Origin of the sequence: Meridianimarinicoccus aquatilis (assembly GCF_004358675.1) — a bacterium.
Taxonomy (GTDB): Bacteria; Pseudomonadota; Alphaproteobacteria; order Rhodobacterales; family Rhodobacteraceae; genus Meridianimarinicoccus; species Meridianimarinicoccus aquatilis.
In genome coordinates this window covers 1-20920 of record NZ_SMZO01000044.1, presented here as the reverse complement: position 1 = coordinate 20920, position 20920 = coordinate 1, and the positions used below count along the sequence as shown (strand labels likewise).

Genomic DNA, 20920 nt, shown 5'->3' with positions numbered 1-20920 from the left:
TAACGATGACACAAGATCTTGCCGATTTTGCCCGCGAAAAGGGCATCAAGTATTTCATGATTTCGTTCACAGATCTGGCCGGTGGACAACGGGCGAAACTGGTCCCCGCCCAAGCCATCGCCGAGATGCAAGAAGACGGGGCCGGCTTTGCCGGTTTCGCCACCTGGCTGGATCTGACCCCCGCCCATCCCGACATGCTGGCCGTGCCAGACCCGGCGGCGGTGATCCAACTGCCATGGAAACCCGATGTCGCTTGGGTGCCCGCCGACCCGATCATGGAAGGGGTGCCTGTTGATCAGGCCCCGCGCAACGTGCTGCGCCGTCAGGTCGCGATGGCGGCAGAGGCAGGCTTACGCGTCAAAACCGGTGTTGAAGCAGAGTTCTTTTTGCTGGAGCCGGACGGGCGCGCTATTTCCGATCCTCAGGACATCGCGGAAAAGCCCTGCTACGACCAGCAGGCCGTGATGCGCCGCTATGATGTTGTCGCCGAGATTTGCGATTACATGCTGGAATTGGGCTGGAACCCGTACCAGAACGACCACGAAGACGCGAACGGCCAATTTGAAATGAACTGGGATTTCGCCGATGCGCTTGTCACGGCTGACCGGCACAGCTTTTTCAAATTCATGGTCAAATCGGTTGCTGAAAAGCACGGCTTGCGCGCAACCTTCATGCCCAAACCCATCGAAGGGCTGACGGGCAATGGCTGCCACGCACATATCTCGGTCTGGGACATGGACGGGACCACCAACGCCTTTGCCGACCCCAGTGCCGATATGGGGTTGTCGGAACAGGGGCGTCATTTCCTTGGCGGGATCATGACCCACGCCACAGCCATGTGCGCGATCACCAATCCAACGGTGAATAGTTATAAACGACTGAATGCGCCACGCACGACATCCGGGGCGACGTGGGCGCCAAACACCGTCACTTGGACCGGCAACAACCGCACCCACATGGTCCGCGTTCCCGGTCCGGGCCGGTTTGAACTCCGTCTGCCCGATGGGGCGGCAAACCCCTATCTGCTTCAGGCCGCGATTATCGCCGCTGGGATGGATGGGCTGACCCAGAAGGCAGATCCCGGCCCGCGGTGCGATTTGGATATGTATGCCGAAGGGCACCTTGTGACGGATGCAATCACCCTTCCCTTGAACCTTCTTGATGCGCTGCGCGCGTTCGATGCGAATGACGGCTTCAAGGCTGCGATGGGCGAAGAATTTTCCGCTGCGTTCCAAAAGATCAAGCACATCGAATGGCGATCCTACACCGCGCATTTCTCGGAATGGGAAAGGCTGAATACGCTCGACGTATAATCTGCTTTTCCATCGCCTCCCCTGCCCGTCCGCTACTCAGTGGGCGGGAAGTTTCTGAAGTTCTTCGTAATTTCGTTTAACTGAAATTTGGGCAGAGGCATATCCAGGCCGATCACATTGCCGACCCGGTTCAACGCGCGATAAGAGCCGTTTGGTCAGATTCCGCCGAGGATCTGGACCGGGCGTTCCCATTGGATCAGCACGGTGCATCCCACGTCTGATTGCACCGAATGCTGCGTGCCCGGCGGGTTGAGAACAAGCGCACCGGTTTCGTGACGGCCGTTTTCATCTGTTTGCGCCCCCTCCAGAACCAGCACGACCTCTAGCCCCGGATGACTGTGCAACGGCACGCTCGCGCCCGGCGCATAGCGTAAAAGCGCAACTTCGGGTGAACCTTCTGCCAGTCTACAAATCTCGACGCCATCTCGGAACGGGCCGAAATCCATATTCCGCCATCCACCCGACAAGAGATTGGGAAAGCTGTATGCTTCAGTCATGCGCAATTCCTATTCCGGTCAGGATATCGTCCACAGTGGCTGTCCAACCGGCAATGGCGCCTTGCGCGCGGATCATCTCAAGCGTGGCTTGCTTAAACGCCGGGAAATAGCTTTCCGTGGCATCCTCGGCGAGCACACATTCAAAGCCTCGGTCATTCGCCTCGCGCAGGGTGGATTGCACACAGACCTCGGTTGTGACGCCTGCAAAGACCAACTGGCGCAACCCAAGATCAGCCAAAATGTCCCCAAGCGGCGTGGCATAAAACGCGCCCTTGCCGGGCTTGTCGATCACCGCCTCACCTGCCAGCGGGGCCAGTTCAGGTATAATTTCCGCCCCCGGCTCACCCGCGATCAGAATGCGGCCCATGGGCCCCGGATCCCCTATGGTTGGGCTGGCCCCGCCCCTTCCACGCTTGGCGGGCGGGCAGTCTGACAGATCGGCGCGGTGACATTCGCGGGTGTGGATGACCGGCAGCCCCGCCGCACGAAAGCCCGCGATCAAGCGCGCTGTGGTGGGCACAATGGCCTGAAGCGGTGTGACATCGTTGCCCAGCGACGCGCCAAAGCCGCCCGGTTCGATGAAGTCACGCTGCATGTCGATCACGATCAGCCCCAACGCGCCAGACTGCAATGGGAAGTCAAAAGGCGCTGCTGTTATAACGCTCATGCATGGCCCCCCATATGCCGGCCCAGCGTTGCCGGGTCCGATGCCGCGGCGGTTGTCTCGTGCACGATGCGCCCTTCGGACATGACCAGAACCCGGTCGGACAGTTCCAGAATTTCATCCAGATCTTCGGACATCAGCAAAACCCCTGCCCCCGCGTTCCGGGCCGCCATGATCCGCGCGCGAATTTCCGAAACGGCGGACACGTCCAGACCGAAGCATGGATTGGATATGACGAGCACGTCCACATCACCTGTCAACTCGCGCGCCAGAACTGCACGCTGCACATTTCCGCCCGACAGCGCCGCAATTGGCGCATCCAATGACGCAGTCTTGACCTTGAACGACGCCACCAGGTCCGCCGCCAGTTTGCGCATTTCGCGCCCTGACAGCCAGAACCGCGTGCCGCTGCCGTTCAGATCGAAGCTGCGAAACCCGATGTTTTCAGCCACCGACATGCGCGGCGCACAGGCGTTATGCAGCGGCTCTTCGGGCAGATAGCGCACCGCACGCTCTCGCGCTTCGGCGCGGCTCGCCGTGTAGGGTGTGCCCTTGACTGTAATTGCGCCAGACTCCAGCGGCCGCTGCCCGGTGAGGATCTCCATCAACTCCATCTGGCCATTGCCGGATATTCCGGCAATCCCGACGATTTCACCTGCCCGCACCTGAAGCGCGTCTATCGCAATGTCCTTCAAGCCGGATCGATCCCGCGCCCGCGCCTGCGACAGCGACAAGACGATGCCACCGGCTGTGCCCGTGCGCGGGGCCGGTTCGGCAATCGCCGCATCGCCCATCATCATCGCGGCCATGTCCGAATGGCTCAGGTCCGCAACGCGCCCGGCACCAACCAACCGCCCGCGCCGCAGCACCGACACCTCATCGGCAAAGGCAGTCACTTCACGAAACTTGTGGGTGATCATCAGCACCGTGATCTCGCCCGCTTCGCACAGCGCGCGCACATGGCCCAGCACTTCGTCCGCTTCGGACGGAGTAAGCACAGAGGTCGGTTCATCCAGGATCAGAAACCGCCGCCCAAGATAGAGCTGCTTGAGGATTTCCAGCTTCTGCTTTTCCCCCGCCGCCAACGCGCGCACCGGCTGATCCAGTGGCACCTGAAACGGCATGCGCGCCATGAACGCATCCAGCGCCGCCCGTTCGGCCCGCCAGTCGATGATACGCGGCGCATCGGGGCGACTGATGACAAGGTTTTCCGCTGCCGTGAGTGACGGGACCAGCGTAAAATGCTGATAAACCATTCCAAGCCCCAGCCCATGCGCCGCCCGCGGATCCGGCACCCGCGCCTCGCGTCCGGCGACTAGCATCTCGCCAGCGGTGGCGTGGTAGAAGCCCATCATGCATTTGACCAACGTGGATTTGCCTGCGCCGTTTTCACCAAGCAACGCATGAAAACTGCCCGGCGCGATCCGGATCGACACATCGTCCAGCGCCGTGAAGCCCCCAAAGCGCATCGTCATATGCAGGGTTTCGACACCAATGGCACCTTCGGGCAATTCAGGTGTCATGGCAGGGCCGCGATCAGGGTTGTGCTGTCGCTGACCGCGCCAAACACGCCGCCCTGCATGGTCACCATCTTGAGCGCGGCGTCGTGGTTGCCCGCATCGGTCGCGCCACAGCAATCGGACAGCACGAGGCATTCAAAGCCCCGGTCGTTGGCTTCGCGCATGGTGGTGGACACGCATACATCAGTTGTGATCCCAGTGAGGATCAGATTGTCTATCCGACGCGTGCGCAGCAACAGTTCCAGATCGGTCGCGCAGAAGCTTCCCTTGCCGGGTTTGTCGATGATCGGCTCACCGTCCAGCGGGTAAAGCTCTGGGATGATGTCCCACCCCGGCTCGCCCCGTACAAGGATCTTGCCGCATGGCCCGACATCGCCGATGCCCGCGCCAATCTGCTGCGACCGCCAGCGTTTGTTTGGCGGCAAATCCGCCAGATCGGGCCGGTGCCCTTCGCGGGTATGGATGATATGGTAGCCCCCGGCGCGCATCGCCGACAGCACCGCCTTGATCGGTTCAATCGGCGCACGGGTCAGCGACAGATCGTATCCCATCTTGTCCACATACCCGCCTTCGCCGCAGAAATCTGTCTGCATGTCGATGATGACGAGTGCGGTGTTTTCCGGGCGCAGATCACCGTTCCACGGCCATGCGTAGGGGTTGGCGGCAACGGTCTGTGTGGCGGCGTCTTTCATTCGGCGGCCTCTTTGCGCGCGCTTGGGGCGTAACTGCGTGTGGGGGCCTCGAACCCGCAGGACGTGCCGTCAGTGACCTTGACCTCATCCTCCCACGGCAGGCGATACTGGCCCGCCGCCAGATCGGTCATGTACGTATAAGGGCAGTCCCCTGCCCCGCCCTGCACGGCGACATACCCCCGATGCCCAAGCTGGTAGATGTTGTTTTCCACCCCCCAGTGCACCCGCGCCTCGCGGACAAGATCGGGGCGGACTTCGGCGGTGATGATTTCGTCCACCCGGCCGGTGGTGCCGTGGGCAATGGTGCTGCCATCGAAGTTGCAGATCATCCCTTCGCCCATACTGTCAAATGTGCCGTCAGACCCGCACATGCAGACATTCGCGGTGACCATCAGGTTGCAGAAAGCGTTCGACTGGTTGGTGAAACGCCAGCTTTCGCGGATGGGCGCGGTATACCCCGCCGTGCGCAACATGATCTCGGCGCCCTTGTACGCCGCTTCGCGTGACATTTCAGGGAACATACCGTCATGGCAGATGATCAGCGACAGCTTGCAGCCTTTTGGACCGTCGATCACCGGAATGCCCAGATCGCCCGGCTCCCACGGTTCGACAGGCACCCATGGGTGCAGCTTGCGATAGTAAAGCTGCATCTCGCCCGTGTTGTCGATGATGATCCCGGAATTGAACGGGTTGCCACCAGGATTCGCTTCCATGATCGAAAAGCAGCCCCAGATGTCGTGCTCGATGCAGGCAGCTTTCAGGGCGGCCACTTCTGGCCCATCCAGATCGCACATGATCTCTGGGTTGGTATCCATCGACAGGCCGTGCAGCATGTATTCGGGAAACACCACCAGATCCATGCCGGCATTGTTGCGCCGCGCCTTGCCGAGAAGCTCAACCACGCGGGCGGTTTGCGCCGTCAGGTCCGCCTTGGTTTTCACGTCAGGAAGTTTCAGTTGTACCAATCCGATGACAACACCGTTTGGGGATTTGTTCAGACCTCCAAGCCCGTTCATGGCTCTCTCCTTACTTGGTGATGGATAGCTCGCCGGGCGCGCCCGTCATCGCCTGCCGGGGCGACGAGGTGGCGATCAAGACGCCTAGCGTCAGCACATAAGGTGCTGCGTAATACAGGTAGTACCCTTCGGATACGCCGACCGATTGCAGCGCGGGACCAAGCGCCCCTGCCCCGCCAAACAGCAGCGCAGCGCCAAAGCAGGCAATCGGGTTCCAGCGCGCAAAGATCACCAGCGCGACGGCCATAAGCCCCTGCCCGGATGACAGGCCTTCGTTCCAGCTGCCTGGGTAATACAGCGACAGGTAGGCCCCACCGACCCCGGCAAACGCCCCGCCCGCCGCTGTGGCAAGTGTACGGATAAGCGCCGGACGCAAGCCCATGGCACGCGCTGCGTCGGTACTGTCGCCCACGACCCGGATAATCAGGCCCACGCGGGTGGCCCGGAACATCCACCACAGGGCAAAGGCGGCAACCCCGCCGATCAGGAACAGCACATTGACCTGAAGCGCGGCACGCACTTGTGGAAGGTCAGACCACCAGCCAAAGGAAATCGCAGGAAGGTCCGGCGCGACCGGTTGCACGAAGGGTTTGCCGAAATAGAACGCCAGACCCATTCCGAGGATCATCATGGCAATGCCGATGGCAATGTCGTTCACGCGCGGCAGCGAACAGATCAACCCGTGGATCAGCCCGAAGAATGCGCCGGCAGCGGCAGCGGCCAGCACCCCCGCCCAAGGCGATCCGGTGAGAAACGCAATGGCGTAGCCCGACATCGCGCCGAAGACCAGAGTGCCTTCCAAGCCAAGGTTGATGCGGCCCGACCGCTCGGTCAGCACTTCACCAAGGCTGACGAACAGAAACGGTGTAGAGACACGGATCGCGCCGCCAAGAATAGCCAGAGGAACCGCCCAGATACCCAGATCGCTCATGGTTTGCTCCATCTTTCCGGCGCGAATATGCGGAAGCGGCCATAGAATGTGTCGCTGATCAGGATTGCCACAAAGACGATGCCCTGAAGCACCAGCGTGGTCGCATCGGGCAGATCCATGCGCCGTTGCACCAGACCCGAAGACGCTTCGAACCCGGCCAGCAGAATGGCCACGGGGATAATCGCCAGCGGATTGTGGCGCGCCAGAAACGCGATGAGAATGCCGGTATAGCCATAGCCTGACGCAAGCGACGCATTGGCCGACCCGTGCACGGCCGTTACTTCAAAGAACCCGGCAAGACCGGCAAACGCGCCGCCAAGGGCCGTGAAACCAAGGATCAGCCGCCCGACCGGCAAGCCCTGCACCTGCGCTGCGCCCACATTGCCGCCTGCGATCCGCGCGGCAAATCCCCAAGTGGTCCGATCGATCAAGGCCCAAGAAAAGACACAGGCCACAACACCAACCAACAGGCCCCAATGCACATCCCAACCGGGAATATCACCAACCCGGAGCGCGTCGGTCAGCGGGGCTGTGGAGGGCTTGTTCAGGCTAGCCGGGTCGCGAAACGGCCCTTCTACCAAGTGGTTCATAAGGGCAATGGCAATGTAGGCCATCAACAGGCTGGCGATGGTTTCGTTCACGCCGCGAAAGTACCGCAACGCGCCAACTGTGCCGATCCAAAGCCCACCGATCACCGCTGCACCCGCCACCATAACCGGCAGCGCAAGTGCGGCGGGAAGCCCCGCAAGGGCCACGCCCAGCACACCGGCTGTCAATCCGCCAAGTACAATCGCGCCTTCGCCGCCGATCACCACCAATCCCAACCGGGCTGGCAAAGCGACGCACAGGGCCGCGAACAATAAGGGCGCGGTGCGCGAGAGCGTGTTTTGCCACGAAAACGCCGTGCCAAACCCGGCCTTGTAGACCAACCCGAAAAACTCTGCCGGGGATTTGCCCTGAACAACCAAGAACAGGCTGAACACGGCAAATCCCACAAGCAACGCCATTAGCGGAAGCACCACCGCCTCGGCCCGGCGCGCCACAGGGGCGAGCCAAGCCTGAAACGGCGCAGAATGGACCCCGCCTGTGATGCCGTGATCGGTCATCGTCGAACCATCAAGACGTGGACCCAATGACGCCCTCGACCAGATAGTCCATGCTTTCCAGCGTGACATCCGTTTCGGCGAAGGCCTGACCTTCGGCGGCGATCACGTTGCCTGCATTGTCCTTGAGCGGGCCCTTTATGACGGCAAAGCCACCTTTCATGATCTCTGCCTTGGTCGCTTCGAACTGTGCACGGGATGCGTCGGACACGGCCGGCCCAAGCGGCGACATCTTGATGAAGCCATCGGCCAACCCGCCCCGGACAAAGTTGTCGATGGGCTCGCCAGCGAGAGTTTTGTTGATCATGTCCGTATAGACCTGCGCCCAGTTCCATTCAGCGCCGGTCAGGTACATGTCGGGCGCGAGTGGCGATTGGTCCGCATGGTAGCCGCACAGGAACGCACCGCGCGAGGCTGCTGTTTCCATGACGACCTTGGGTCCGTCCACGTGGCAGGTGATGACATCTGCACCGCCATCGGCCAGCGCGTTTGTGGCTTCGGCTTCGCGCACAGCCATGGACCATTCGCCGGTGAAGATCACTTGGCAGGTGATGGATGGATCGACCGACCGGGCCCCAAGAAGGAATGAGTTGATGTTCAGCAGAACCTGCGGGATCGGCTTTGCAGCCACGAAACCGATCTTCTTGGTCTTGGTCGCATGACCCGCGGCGACACCGTTCAGATACTGACCCATGCCGATATAGCCAAAGTAGCTGCCGACATTTGATGGGTGCTTGTCTGCTGACCACAAACCGCCGCTGTGCTCAAAGCGCACGTCAGGATACTTGGGAGCGACTTCCAGAATATGGGGGTCGAAATAACCGAACGACGTTGGGAACAGCAAAGATGCCCCGTCGAAGTTGATCATCGACTCCATCGTCTTTTGAACATCGGTCGTTTCGGCGACGTTCTCTTCTTCCACAACCGTGATACCTTCGATCGCCTTTATGGCGGCGGCACCTTCGGCATGGGCCTGGTTGTAGCCGAAGTCATCTTTGGGACCGACATAAATGAAACCGACGGTCAGGTCACCGGCCGCCGCAGCGGGGCGCATCGAAAGCGGCGATACCGCAGCCGCGCCGGCGAGCGCGGCGCCTGAACGAAGGAATCCGCGACGGGTGAAAGGATGCATGGGCATTGAGAAGCAACTCCTAAACGTTGAGCCGCCCGGCTGCGCGGGGAAATGCACTGCCGGGCGACAAGGATGTTTTAACCATGGGCCGTTGATGCGCTGACGTCTCCTGCTATGTTTGCAGCAAACCGATGCAAAAAATGCAGCAGTCAGGATTGAAATGCGCTATCTCACATCGCTTGGGTATATCGACGCAATTGCCCGAGCTGGATCCATCCGCAAAGCAGCCGAACAACTGTCCATCACCTCCTCCGCGTTGAACCGGCGGCTTTTGGCGATGGAAGAAGAATTGGGCGCGCCCGTCTTTGAACGGTTGCCGCGCGGTGTGCGCCTTTCCCCGGCTGGCGAGTTGCTGATCCAACTCATTCGCACGCAAGTGTCCGATGTCGAAAAGCTGAAAAGCCAAATCGCGGACCTTGTCGGGGAACGGCGTGGTCATGTGGCCGTCGCGTGTAGCCAAGCTTTGTTGCCCTATGTGCTGCCAGAGCAAATTGCCCGATACCGGCGCGACCACCCCGCCGTGACCTTTGGGGTGCATTTGCGCGACCGGGCCGCGGCAGAGCAGGCTTTGGTCGATCACTCAGCGGATATTGCCGTCGTGTTCGAACCCATCCGGCTGAGCGAAGTGCAAGTGCTGTCCAGTGTGCCGCAAACGGTTTGTGCGGTTCTGCCTGTGGATCATCCTTTGGCCGCAAAGCAAACCTTGCGGCTGCGCGATCTGTCCGGCTATCCCATCGGGCTGCCGACAACGCCTTACGGCGTGCGGCACCTGATCGACATTGCGCGCCAGAGGTCCACTGTCGAGCTATCGATCACGGTTGAGTCAGACAGCTTTGAATTTCTGCGTCACTATCCCTCGCAAGAGCCATTGGTCACATTTCAGATCCCGGCCGGCCTGCCATCGAAAGACGGTGTTGATGGGATCATCAGCAGGCCTCTGGATGTGCGCGATGTCCCAACAGGCAATCTGTACTTGTGTCAGCTCCGCGGGCGCACGCTTCCGGTGGCTGCGGCGAAGTTCGCGATGCAGTTGGAAAAATCGTTGCTGGAACCCTGAATTCTAGCGTTCGCCGCGGCGATAGGGCTTCATCAGCGCCTGAGGCACCCGCGCTCGGCGCGACATCACCACCAACGCGACAATCGACAGGATATAGGGCAACATCAGGAACAATTGATAGGGCACTGCGCTGCCGAACACCGTTTGCAGCCTGAGTTGGTAGGCATCGAAAAGCGCAAACAACAGTGCGCCGAACAACGCCCGGCCAGGTCGCCATGTCGAAAAGACCACCAACGCGATGCAGACCCAGCCGCGCCCTTGGATCATGGTGGGGAAAAAGCTGTTGAAGGCAGCCAGCGTCAGGAACGCCCCCCCCATCGCCATAAGCGCAGAGCCTGCGATGACAGCGCCATAGCGGATGTGGATCGGGTTCAGGCCCTGCGCCTCGGCGGCATGAGGGTTTTCGCCGGTCATGCGCACGGCAAGTCCAAGCGGCGTGCGGAACAGGACATAGGCCAGCACCCCGGCCAGCGCGATGGCGAGATAGGTAGGCGCGGTTTGCGTAAAAAGCGCGGGCCCGATCAACGGCAAGTCGGAGAGACCGGGAACAGACAAGGGCGCAAAAGGTTCGATGGTCGGCGGCGTGCCTTGCACGTCAACGGCCAGACGAAAGATGTAATAGGACAAGGACGAGGCGAGCAGCGTAATCCCCAGACCCGTCACATGCTGCGACAGTCCCAGCGTCACGGTCAGCGCGGCATGAACCAGCCCAAAGGCCGCCCCGGTCAGCGCAGCGACCAGAATTCCCGTCCACAGATCGGCCCCCATGAAAACAGCAAGCCATCCCGCCATCGCGCCAAAGGTCATGATCCCTTCGATGCCAAGGTTCAGCACCCCTGCCCTTTCACACAGCAGCGCGCCAAGCGTGCCGAAAATCAGCGGTGTTGCAATACGCAGGACAGAAGACCAAAGCCCAACAGTAAAAAGGATGTCGATCAGATCGGTCATTTACGCACCCGCCAGCTGGTGAAGAACAGCGCAATCAGCATCGTAAGCAGCGACAAAGAGACGGTTACATCGGCGATGAAACTGGGGACATCAAGCGTTCGGCTCATGCCATCAGCTCCGACAAACATCGCCGCCACGAAGAGCGCGGCCAGCACGACTCCCAGCGGGTTCAACCCTGCCAACATGGCGACCACGATGCCCGAATACCCAAAACCGGGCGACAGGTCGGTGGTGACGTAGCCTTTGACCCCAAGCACTTCGATCGCGCCAGCAAGCCCTGCAAGCCCCCCAGACAGACAAGCGACCCGGATCAACGTGCCGGAAATCGGTACTCCGGCAAATCTTGCCGCCGCCGGGTTCAGGCCCGCAGCACGCGACTGCATCCCGAACACAGTATAGCGAAGGACAAGGAACACCAGCACCGCCAGACCGCAGGCAATCGGCAAGCCCAAGTGCAGGCGGGACCTGTCCACGATACGCGGCAGGCTGGCCTCCATCACGACGGGAACCGATTGCGGCCATCCGAAGGCCAAGGGGTCTTTCAAGAACCCTTCGACCGCGAGGGACACGAACAGAAGGACGATGAAATTGCCCAGCAGCGTGGTCACGACTTCGTCCACGCCAAAGCGCAACCGCAGCATGACAGGCACCACAAGCAGCACCATACCGGCAATCGCCCCCGCCACCATCAGAACAACGATCAGCGCGGCGGGCGGCAAGCCCAGCGGATTGGCCGCGCCAAGGGCGGCAACGGCAAGCGCACCCGCGTAAAGCTGCCCCTCTGCGCCGATGTTCCAGACCTGCGCGCGAAAGGCGACCGCTGCAGCCAGCCCCGTCAGGATCAGCGGTGTCGCCCATGTCAGCGTTTCGGTTATCGCCAGCTTCGACCCGAAGGCCCCAATCGCGATGCGGCCATACGCTTCGAGCACCGGCGCACCGGCCAGAGCGATGAGCACGCCCGACATGGCCAAGGCAACAGCCACTGCGATCAGGGGCGCTGCGATACCAAGCAGGGCAGACGTCTTTTCCCGACGTTCAAACCGCATCGGCCATACCCTCCCATACGCCGGCCATCATCAACCCAAGCCGCTGGGCATCCAGATCCTCGGCGGCAACGGGTGGTGACAAGCGGCCATTCACAATCGCCTGCGCGCGATCCGCCAGTGCGATAACTTCATCCAAGTCTTCGGAAATCAGGACAACCCCTGTTCCGCCCTTGGCAGCGGCAAGCAACTCTGCATGCATGGCAGCGATTGCCCCTTCGTCCAGACCCCGCGTCGGCTGTGCAGCGATCAGGATGCGAGGGGCATCAGCAAGGTTTCGACCAAGGATCAGCTTTTGCATGTTCCCACCCGAAAGCTGCCGTGTTTCCGTCTCGGGCCCGCCCCCGCGCAAATCAAACCGGGTGGCAATATCGGCGCAAAATCGCCGCGCGGCCCCACCCCGAACGACGCCAAACCGCGAGAACCGAACATCTGACAGACGTTCCAGCACAGCGTTTTGCCACAATGGGAAACTGCCCACCGCCCCTTCGGTGTTGCGATCTTCAGGGATGCGGCCAACGCCCATAGCTGCCATCTTTGCCGCGCTCAAGACCCGCGCGTCCTGGCCAAGTATCAGCACCTCGCCGTTCGACGGACGCGCCAAACCAGACAACAGATGCGCCAAGGTTGTTTGCCCATTCCCGGACACGCCGATGATGCCAAGGATTTCTGCGCCGCGCAGGCTGAAATCAACTGACCTGAGCGGCGTACCACCGGGCATTGGAACGTCGGCCTTGCGCGCTTCGATCAGTAGGGGCCCGACCGGATTGGCCTGCCGGACCGGGCGTTCAACACGGCGGCCGACCATAAGCTCTGCCAGTTCAGCTTGACTGGTCGCGCCTGTTTTCCGTTCTGCGGTGACGCGCCCGCCGCGAAGCACAACCACCCTGTCTGCTCCGGCCATGACTTCGTGCAGCTTGTGGGAAATAAAGATAATCGACAGCCCCTGCTGCGCCATATCGCGTAAAGTCGCAAAGAGGTGCTCGGCCTCTGGGCGGGTCAGAACCGCCGTTGGTTCATCCAGAATCAGTATGCGTGCATCGTTATAGAGGGCCTTGAGGATCTCGACTCGTTGTTGCTGGCCAACCGACAAGGCACTGACATGGGCGTCGGGATCTACCGCCAGACCAAAGCGATCCGCCAGCCCCGCAAGTTTGGCGCGCGCGGCCGCCCTGCCCGACCTGAACGATACAAGCGGTTCGGTCCCGCACATCACGTTCTCAAGTACCGTCAGGTTCGGGGCCAGTGTGAAATGCTGGTGGACCATGCCAACCCCGGCAGCGATGGCATCGCGCGGAACGCCAAGGCGCAACGCCTGTCCCCCCACCGTGACCGTCCCCGCATCCGGCATGTAGTGGCCGAACAGGATGTTCATCAGCGTGGTCTTGCCAGCCCCATTTTCGCCAAGCAGCGCAAGCACCTCACCCGGAGCAAGCGCAATGGTCACATCCTCGTTTGCGGTGATTGCACCGAACCGTTTGGTGATCCCGTCAAGCCGAAGGATCGGCTCTTGAGTCATACGCCCGTCACCGTCATGCGACTTCTCCTGGCAAAGTTGGCTGGCGTGCCCTGCCCTCGTGTGAACGAAAGCAGGGCGTCGGCTCAGGTCGGTTCAGACATATCCACGGGCACCTCGAGTTCGCCCGCCTTGATTGCCGCGCGCGCCTCTTCCATGGCCGGAATGGCGTCTGCAGGAACCATACCTTCCGAAAACACAATGTCGTTCCCGCCTTCTTTCATCAGGCAGAAAGGCGTGTAGTCGTTTGCATTCGGTCCGCCCGCCTGCTTGTCAGCAATGGCCGCATCTAGCAAAGGCCGGAAATACCACATCGCGTTTGCAAACACGGTTTCGGGGTAGCGCGGGGTATAGTCGATCAGCGAGCCAATTGCCTTGATCCCACGTTCCTTCGCGGCATCGGCGGTACCGATCCGTTCCCCGAACAGAATGTCAGCGCCAGCATCGATCTGGGCCAGACCGGCTTCGCGCGCCTTGGGGGGATCAAAGAACGTTCCGATGAAACCGATCAGGTGTTCGGCATCGGGACGAACAGCATCTACGCCAGCGCGGAAGCCATTAATCAACAGGTTCACTTCCGGGATCGGAATTGCGCCAACCGCACCGAACTTCCCTGTTTCACTCATCTTGCCTGCGAGCATCCCGGCCAGATATGCCCCTTCGTGGTTCCACGTACCGAATGTTCCGAAATTGTCGCCGGAAGGTTGACCGCTAGACCCCATCAAAAAGGCCACATCGGGGTAGTCGCCAGCTATCTCGCGGATCTCACGTTCAACCGCGTAGGCTTCGCCGACGATCAGATCAACGCCGCTTTCAGCATACTCGCGCGCAGCACGACCATAGTCTGTGGCAGCGACACCTTCGGAGAAGACGTATTCAATTGCCCCGTCAGAGGCGGCTTCGACCATCGCGCCGTGCAGGCGCGAGTTCCACGCATTTTCAACTGGCGATGCGTGCAGGCCGGCCACTTTGAATTTCGCCTGCCCCAAGACCGGCGGCGCAGCCAGTACCAGCGTGCTGGCGGCAGCGCCTTTCAGGATGGTGCGGCGGTTCGGGCGGATCAGTGATGCCATTTGGTGTCTCTCCTGTTGATCTATGGTTATTATTGGTGTGCCGGGGCGTAGCTTGCCGGGTTCACGGAAGCCGGGCGTCCGGGTAAGTTCAGCGTCGCAACTTGCGGTGGGTTTTCAGCGATGATCCGCCCGCCGCGAATAACATGCAGACGGTTTGCGCGCAGGCGGATCGCCTCGATTGGATCAGCTGCTTGCAGAACGACCATATCGGCGCGCTTGCCAACTTCGATCCCGTAGTCGGTCAGGCCAATGGCGCGCGCTGCATTCACCGTGACCGCGTCGAAACACTGCCGCATCGCGTCGCGCGATGTCATTTGCGCAACATGCAGACCCATGGAGGCGACTTCGAGCATGTCGCCGGAGCCCATGGAATACCAAGGGTCCATCACGCAATCATGGCCGAATGCCACGTTAAGCCCGCCTGCCATCAATTCAGGGACCCGAGTCTGGCCCCGGCGTTTGGGGTAGGTGTCATGGCGACCTTGCAAGGTGATGTTGATAAGCGGGTTCGCAATGACCTGCAGATCAGCTTCGGCCATAAGCGGGATGAGTTTCGATACGTAGTAATTATCCATGGAGTGCATGGAGGTCAGATGCGAGCCTGCCACCCTGCCCTGCAGGCCATGGCGCATTGATTGTTCAACCAGCGTTTCCACATGGCGCGACTGTGGATCGTCACTTTCGTCGCAATGCATATCCACCGGCAAACCGCGATCCGCCGCGATCCGGCACAGGGCTTCGACAGATGCCTTGCCGTCGGCCATCGTTCTTTCGAAATGCGGGATACCGCCCACTACATCGAGCCCCATATCAAGAGCGCGCCTTAAAAGCTCGACTGCGCCGGGCGCACGAAAATACCCATCTTGCGGAAAAGCGACCAGTTGCAGGTCGATATAGGGTTTGACCTGTTCGCGCACCGCAATCATCGCTTCAGCGGTCAACAAGCGTGGGTCGGAAACATCCACATGACTGCGTATTGCCAGCAACCCTTTCGAAACCGCCAGGTCACAATAGCGCAATGCACGCTCAACAAGCCCATCGAATGTGAGGATCGGTTTAAGTTCACCCCAGAGGCCGATGCCTTCCAACAGCGTTCCCGACACGTTCATTCGCGGCATTCCAAGGGACAGCGTTGCGTCCATGTGGAAATGAGCATCCACAAATGGTGGACAGACCAAACACCCTTTCGCCGAAACACGGCGAAGGGCATCCGCCGCGATATTCGGTTCAATCGCTAAGATGCGGCCATCCTTCACCGCTATGTCGACCACGCTGTCCCCGCTTGCAAGCGTCGCGTTTTCAACGATTAGATCGAACATCCCGGCCTCATCCCATTGGTCCGGCCGAGTTCAACCGCCCTTGCGCCAGTTTGCAACCCTCCGCGTGGCCAGCGGCGCTTAATTTGCAATCAGCGCCCAAAAATTCGGCACCCCCGTGCACGTTATTGGGGGAACATGAGCAGATGTCGGATTTCCAGACAGGAACGTTCATCTATGGGCTTTTATTTGTTTCTTTTCATATGCTTACGCTGTTCAATCAAAGCTATACCTGATCCAACCCCTGCAAGAACCGCGCCACGGCGTCCTCTAACCGTTTACGCTCCAAGGCAGAAAAGTCCGCATCGCCGCGCAATTCCAAACGCCCTTGCGACGCCGTGCATTTGATGGGTCCAAGGCGGCTTTGAACCTGAAACGTCGTTCGTGCCGGTCGTGGCTTTGATTTCGGAGCACTGGAGTTCCCCGCGGGGAACGGCTGAGTTGGCTCTTCCCCACCTTCGCAAAACTGGCGCAGCACTTCCAATTCATCTTCGGCCTTTCGCCCGGCATGTGCCGACAAGCTCGCCTCTAGCTCAGCTCGACTTTCCGGCACATCTTCCAGTTTCTTGCGAAGCGACAGACCAAGCGCGCGTGGGATCGCGTTTGGGTGCTCCAGCCGTGGACCAATAAGATCAAGCATTTTCGCGAATGCGCGAATATAGCTTCGCTTCTGCTTGCCCGCCGACCCGTAGAGCGACTGGACCGCTTCATCCACGGTGGATGCACTTGTGTCAGGGTCGTCTGAATATGCCTGCGCCAAGGCCGCCATTTCAGCGAAACTAATGTCGGAGCGGATCAGGTTTTCGTCGACCATGCGCCGGTAAAGCGTGTCAAGGGTTTCGCCCTGCTCGGTCACGACAGCGGGGATTTCAGCATATGTTCCATCAGGCGTTTCAGCGTCCAAAAGCCGAAATGCTGACAAGCGCCGAAGACCCTGCACCAATTCGAATTTGTCTCCACAGCGTTCCACTTGAATTGGGTTAGAGAGACCTATTGCTCGGATGCTGTCACACAATTCTCGAAGGTCGTCGCGATCAACCTCTCGACGGTCGCGGGTCAACTTTCCCGTCAGAACAAGATCCAACGCAACCCGCTGAATCACCAGACCCTGCCCCTTCATACGAACATATTCATGGGCCAACGCATCATTCTCGTCGCGGATTGCCTTTTCAGCCTCCGCTCGCTCACGCAAGGAATCGGCGTTCTCGCGCACCGCACTGGCCATCGGACCGCGCCGTGCCTCGCCAGGCAAAACCTCTTGGGGAGCCTCGGGTTCATCCGGCATGTCAATGTTGAACATTCTACGCTTCCGGCTCATGCCTTGTCCTCCATCTCGTCCCACGCAGTGATCAGCGTATCGCGAAATTCGCCATAAGCTCGATCAAACGTCGCGCGCGCGCGTCGCCAAGTTTCGCGGGTCATGTTCCTGTAGTCTATTTCATACACTGAACTCAGAAAACGGCCCGACTGCTCTACCGCGCGAGTCAATTCAATTGGGTGTTCAGCCAATCGATCGCCGAACACTTTGCCAAAAGCTTCATACATCGCTCGATGCAATTCGTTTCCCGGCTCAAACCGTGTCAGTAGAAACCGAACATCCAAAAATGCCTTCGGGGACCCTGCGTTCCCCGCGGGGAACGACACCTGACTGAACCCTGCATCAAGGTCTTCAAGTGCCTCGCTAAGCTGACCAATGAAGCTGGTCGTGCTGTCGTATTCCCAATACCCAGGCCCCGACGGAACATAAAGAACATCTGCCGCAAACACTGCGTTCATCGACTGATACCCAATGGCCGGTGGGCAATCAAAAATGATCAGATCATAACTATCATCCGGTATCTGATCGAGGTAGCGGGCCACCGCCGCAAAGAAAGACCAGTCCGGGTTCAAATGCCGGTACTGGGCAGACGCAAACTCGACAAAGGCCGCGTTCGCACAGGATGGGACAATATCGATGGTCGGCCAGCTCGTCGGCTGGATGAAATCTGACACACGCAGATCCTCAAGGCCCATATCCCGAACCGATGATGGCAACCGGCGTTGGGGCAGGGTAGCGCCACTTGCGGCGCCGGTCGCCGCATTGTTCATACGATCAGTTTCGCGGATCAGATCACGCGCCATTATACCCCAAACAGTGTGGTCTTCGCTGACGTCGCTCAACCCCATTGAATGGCTCAAAGTAGCCTGCGGATCGAAGTCGACACACAGCACACGATAGCCGTCCAACGCCGCCGCATGAGCGAAATGCAATGCAACGGTCGACTTCCCGGCGCCACCTTTGAAGTTGGCAATAGCTGCCCGGATTGCGCGTTTGTTTTGCGGACGCGGCGGCATCAACGTCTTGCGATTGATCTTCATGCGTCGCCGTAGCTCGTTTATCTCTTCCAACGAGAACCAGCGCTGCCGACCATCCTCTTCTACTTCGCCAGCAGGCAGGCTCGGATCGGCGGCCAAACGTCCGCGAAATGTCGATTGATTGACCTTGAAGATCAGCTCTGACACCTCCCAAGACGAAAAACGCCGGAGCGTCTTTTCCAGTTCAGGCGAATAGGTTTGACGGCGGATCCAGCCCTGAAGCTTGAGAGACTGGGCCTGAAGTGCCTGCAAGTCTTGATAGGTGTACATTGTACCTCACTAGACGTTAATTGTGCTCTCTTCCTGAAATACGCTTGTTTTCCAGAATTGGCAAAAGGGATTTTTGTTGTTAAGTGTATTATAACAAGATCAGCGTATTCTCGCAGGATCTATGCCCTTAGGGCGAATCAGTCACCGCCATAGATTGGTTCACCGCATGGTGTATTTTGCCAAATTCGGGGGACAAAATATGACACCCTCGCCCAAATGAGGGGACAAGAATTGCCCTATGGGGGACACCCTGAGCGTCCCCCATTACCTTTAATACCCATATTCTTTTAAATTTCAGATCAAGCGCACGTTTCATGTCAGCCTATTCTTGACTCACTGTGCGTTTGGACGTTAAATCGGATCACAATCTGAAAAGCGTCCACTCATTCAAGAAGCGGGCAGGGGAAGCACCCCGAGGCAAAGCAGGAGCAGGCCCATGTTGGCCAAGCGACCCATGGGGCAGGGGGCTGCCTCGAAGAAATATGATGTGCTTACCGCATTGGGAGCGCACGCTTGTGGCGGAAGCAAATTCGAGCAACGTCTCGTGCTTCGTTTCATGACCGCGATCACAGCCCGGTACAATTGGCAGCGTGATGAACTGACAATGGGCCGGGCTGAACTGGCCCGTTTGTGGCAAGTTGACGAACGAACAGTGAAGCGTGAACTCGCAAAACTGAAAACCGCAGGGTGGGTGTACATCAAGCGACCAGCAGCACGGGGCAGGGTGACGACCTATGCTATCGATTGGGAGCGCGTACTATACGACACAAGGTCTTCGTGGAAAAGTGTTGGTCCAGATTTTGAACTCCGACTGGCGTCGATGGGCAAACATCACGATTTAACTCCTGAAACCAACCATAAGGTTGTTGCATTTCCCACCCCTAAACAGACCGAAGGCGGGACGGAATGGGACCAAGCGCTCTCGCTACTCTACCGCGACGATCCAGTGTTTCATGGGAACTGGCTGGTTCAAGTCAAGCGTTCCGGCCTGAGGCATGGTATTCTTGAGTTGGAAGCACCTTCTGGATTTCATGCCAATTATCTCAACACTCATGCCATTGCCCGTATGACGCGCGCAGTACAAGAATTCGCACCTGAGGTGCACCGCGTTTTCATAAGCTCTTCATGATAATCCAAGTTGCGCGCAAAAAGTTCATATTTTGCGCACCTAGATTTGAAGTGGGTCTGCAACAATATAAACTCAGTGCGTGTGTGACTGGGATACTTGATTGAGCGGGATGATCCGAAGTCTCGCGGCAAACCGCGCGTCGATGGATGATTTTCACGTTTTAAGCGGGATTATCTTCATCAATCGTACCGGGTTAAGGTGGCGCGATGCTCCCGAAGCCTATGGCCCGTACTAGACGCTTTACAGCGGTTGGAAGCGCTGGAGCGAGAAGGGCATCTTCGCGCGCATGATGGTGGGGTGGCCGCCGATCACGACGTACAGATGACAGTGATGATCGACGCGACTGACCTTAAGGCACATCGAACAGCGACCAGCATGGCCGCAAAAAAGGCGGCCGCGGACGCCTGATCGGTCGAACGAAAGGCGGCAGACATCAAGCCCCACGCGATATGTGACAGCCGGGGACGTGCTCTTAATCTGTTCGTCACAGTGAAACAAGTCGGAGATTACACCGGCCCCGCGCCCCCAAAAAAAACACCGCCCGTGTTGACAGAGAAAAAGCTGACGCGATAGCTTTTCGTCATAAGACGTGACGTATTTTCCCCGTTGTCAAACAAGCACAGGACGCAAGTTTTGATTAGCAAATTCAAGTGCGGCGTAAGCCTTTTTACCCTTATGTGCGCAATCCCAAGCGCAGCAATTTCAAGCGGTTCAATTACAATAAACGGTTTCGCATTCACAGGGGAAGGTGACTTCGCCACTTGCGAGAATTGGAACTACGGGTTGGGATGCGGGTTCATCCCCGGGCCGATCGACAATCCGGGCATTCAAGCCTTCATCGGTCCACAAGCGATTTATGTGAACAACTTTTTCACCGGTGAGTTCCAGTTTCCTGAGGGCACTCTATTCCTCGATCAGGATCACACGCGAGACGATTTCTCAATGCAGGCCTGGGACGGCCCGTCCATTTTCGAACTCCGCAGCGGCACTTTCACCGTCGGCAGTGCAACCATAGGCAAATCCATCCAGAGCAACGAATACCGCGCGCTCGGATTTGGGGCGATCGCTCCGGCGACCGTGAAGTTCTTGGGCGGCAAGTTTGCTGGCAACTGGAACTTCGTGCCCTATTCGGGCGACGAGCCAGAAAAAGCCGCGTCCAGGTTCGAACTGCATAAGGATTTCACATGGGATAGGTCCGTCTTCTCGGGTATTCCGGGTGAACTTGCGCTCGCCTCATCGGCCGTCACCTTGACCGTCGGCCCGTTGATGGAAGTCACGGGCTTGATCGAGAATCCCGGCACGATCACCTTTGCGGAAGGTGACGTCGGCACGACGCAGATCCTTG

General features: G+C 59.2%; 19 protein-coding genes and 1 pseudogene. 5 read left to right on the top strand and 15 right to left on the bottom strand.

Annotation, left to right across the window (positions count from 1 at the left end; genetic code table 11):
- Positions 1-5: 5 nt before the first annotated feature.
- Complete coding sequence (gene glnT, locus E2L05_RS15555; protein ID WP_133343806.1) at positions 6-1313, top strand: type III glutamate--ammonia ligase; 1308 nt, start codon at positions 6-8, stop codon at positions 1311-1313.
- Between the two features lie 155 nt (positions 1314-1468).
- Here glnT and E2L05_RS15550 read toward each other — a convergent pair whose 3' ends face one another.
- Genes E2L05_RS15550 through E2L05_RS15515 form a run of 8 tightly spaced genes read right to left on the bottom strand, consistent with a single transcriptional unit; the run spans position 1469 to position 8874 of the window.
- On the bottom strand, positions 1469-1810 hold the full coding sequence (locus E2L05_RS15550) for a cupin domain-containing protein (RefSeq protein ID WP_133343805.1): 342 nt from the start codon (positions 1808-1810) through the stop codon (positions 1469-1471).
- On the bottom strand, positions 1803-2477 hold the full coding sequence (locus tag E2L05_RS15545; protein ID WP_133343804.1) for a cysteine hydrolase family protein: 675 nt from the start codon (positions 2475-2477) through the stop codon (positions 1803-1805). Before E2L05_RS15545 ends, E2L05_RS15550 begins: the two co-directional genes overlap by 8 nt.
- Positions 2474-3997 carry an ABC transporter ATP-binding protein gene (locus E2L05_RS15540; protein ID WP_133343803.1) on the bottom strand — a complete coding sequence of 508 codons (1524 nt, stop codon included), beginning with the start codon at positions 3995-3997 and terminating at the stop codon, positions 2474-2476. The genes E2L05_RS15545 and E2L05_RS15540 overlap by 4 nt, the downstream gene beginning before the upstream one ends.
- Entirely contained in the window at positions 3994-4686 is a 693-nt protein-coding gene (biuH, locus tag E2L05_RS15535; RefSeq protein ID WP_133343802.1) for a biuret amidohydrolase, read from the bottom strand. Before biuH ends, E2L05_RS15540 begins: the two co-directional genes overlap by 4 nt.
- On the bottom strand, positions 4683-5702 hold the full coding sequence (locus tag E2L05_RS15530) for a formamidase (protein ID WP_133343801.1): 1020 nt from the start codon (positions 5700-5702) through the stop codon (positions 4683-4685). The genes biuH and E2L05_RS15530 overlap by 4 nt, the downstream gene beginning before the upstream one ends.
- Positions 5703-5712: 10 nt before the next feature.
- Complete coding sequence (locus tag E2L05_RS15525) at positions 5713-6633, bottom strand: ABC transporter permease (protein WP_243722008.1); 921 nt, start codon at positions 6631-6633, stop codon at positions 5713-5715.
- Complete coding sequence (locus E2L05_RS15520) at positions 6630-7739, bottom strand: ABC transporter permease (RefSeq protein ID WP_133343799.1); 1110 nt, start codon at positions 7737-7739, stop codon at positions 6630-6632. The genes E2L05_RS15525 and E2L05_RS15520 overlap by 4 nt, the downstream gene beginning before the upstream one ends.
- Before the next feature lie 10 nt (positions 7740-7749).
- The gene (locus E2L05_RS15515; protein ID WP_133343798.1) at positions 7750-8874 is read right to left on the bottom strand and encodes a BMP family ABC transporter substrate-binding protein; all 1125 of its coding nucleotides are present in this window, start codon (positions 8872-8874) and stop codon (positions 7750-7752) included.
- A gap of 154 nt (positions 8875-9028) precedes the next feature.
- Between E2L05_RS15515 and E2L05_RS15510 the strand changes: the two genes are divergently transcribed.
- Positions 9029-9925, top strand: a complete 897-nt coding sequence (locus E2L05_RS15510; protein WP_133343797.1) for a LysR family transcriptional regulator — start codon at positions 9029-9031, stop codon at positions 9923-9925.
- A 3-nt stretch (positions 9926-9928) separates the two neighbouring features.
- Here the strand turns inward: E2L05_RS15510 and E2L05_RS15505 are convergent, their stop codons facing one another.
- From E2L05_RS15505 to E2L05_RS15475, 7 genes are all read right to left on the bottom strand, one after another.
- Complete coding sequence (locus E2L05_RS15505) at positions 9929-10873, bottom strand: ABC transporter permease (protein WP_133343796.1); 945 nt, start codon at positions 10871-10873, stop codon at positions 9929-9931.
- Positions 10870-11919, bottom strand: a complete 1050-nt coding sequence (locus E2L05_RS15500; RefSeq protein ID WP_133343795.1) for an ABC transporter permease — start codon at positions 11917-11919, stop codon at positions 10870-10872. Before E2L05_RS15500 ends, E2L05_RS15505 begins: the two co-directional genes overlap by 4 nt.
- Positions 11909-13435 carry an ABC transporter ATP-binding protein gene (locus tag E2L05_RS15495; protein ID WP_133343794.1) on the bottom strand — a complete coding sequence of 509 codons (1527 nt, stop codon included), beginning with the start codon at positions 13433-13435 and terminating at the stop codon, positions 11909-11911. Before E2L05_RS15495 ends, E2L05_RS15500 begins: the two co-directional genes overlap by 11 nt.
- A gap of 83 nt (positions 13436-13518) precedes the next feature.
- Positions 13519-14505, bottom strand: a complete 987-nt coding sequence (locus E2L05_RS15490) for a BMP family protein (RefSeq protein WP_133343793.1) — start codon at positions 14503-14505, stop codon at positions 13519-13521.
- Positions 14506-14534: 29 nt separating this feature from the next.
- Positions 14535-15824, bottom strand: coding sequence for an amidohydrolase family protein (locus E2L05_RS15485; RefSeq protein ID WP_133343792.1), 1290 nt, complete (start codon positions 15822-15824; stop codon positions 14535-14537).
- A gap of 223 nt (positions 15825-16047) precedes the next feature.
- Entirely contained in the window at positions 16048-17139 is a 1092-nt protein-coding gene (locus tag E2L05_RS15480) for a ParB/RepB/Spo0J family partition protein (protein ID WP_133343791.1), read from the bottom strand.
- Complete coding sequence (locus E2L05_RS15475) at positions 17136-18446, bottom strand: AAA family ATPase (RefSeq protein WP_133343790.1); 1311 nt, start codon at positions 18444-18446, stop codon at positions 17136-17138. Before E2L05_RS15475 ends, E2L05_RS15480 begins: the two co-directional genes overlap by 4 nt.
- A gap of 436 nt (positions 18447-18882) precedes the next feature.
- Here E2L05_RS15475 and E2L05_RS15470 point away from each other — a divergent pair, with 436 nt between their 5' ends.
- From E2L05_RS15470 to E2L05_RS15460, 3 genes and pseudogenes are all read left to right on the top strand, one after another.
- Positions 18883-19575: a hypothetical protein gene (locus E2L05_RS15470; RefSeq protein ID WP_133343789.1), complete on the top strand. Its 693-nt coding sequence runs from the start codon at positions 18883-18885 to the stop codon at positions 19573-19575.
- Positions 19576-19662: 87 nt separating this feature from the next.
- Positions 19663-20097, top strand: a pseudogene (locus E2L05_RS15465) (IS5 family transposase); the annotation flags it as partial.
- Between the two features lie 261 nt (positions 20098-20358).
- On the top strand, positions 20359-20920 hold a 562-nt coding region (locus E2L05_RS15460; protein WP_133343788.1), incomplete at its 3' end, for a hypothetical protein.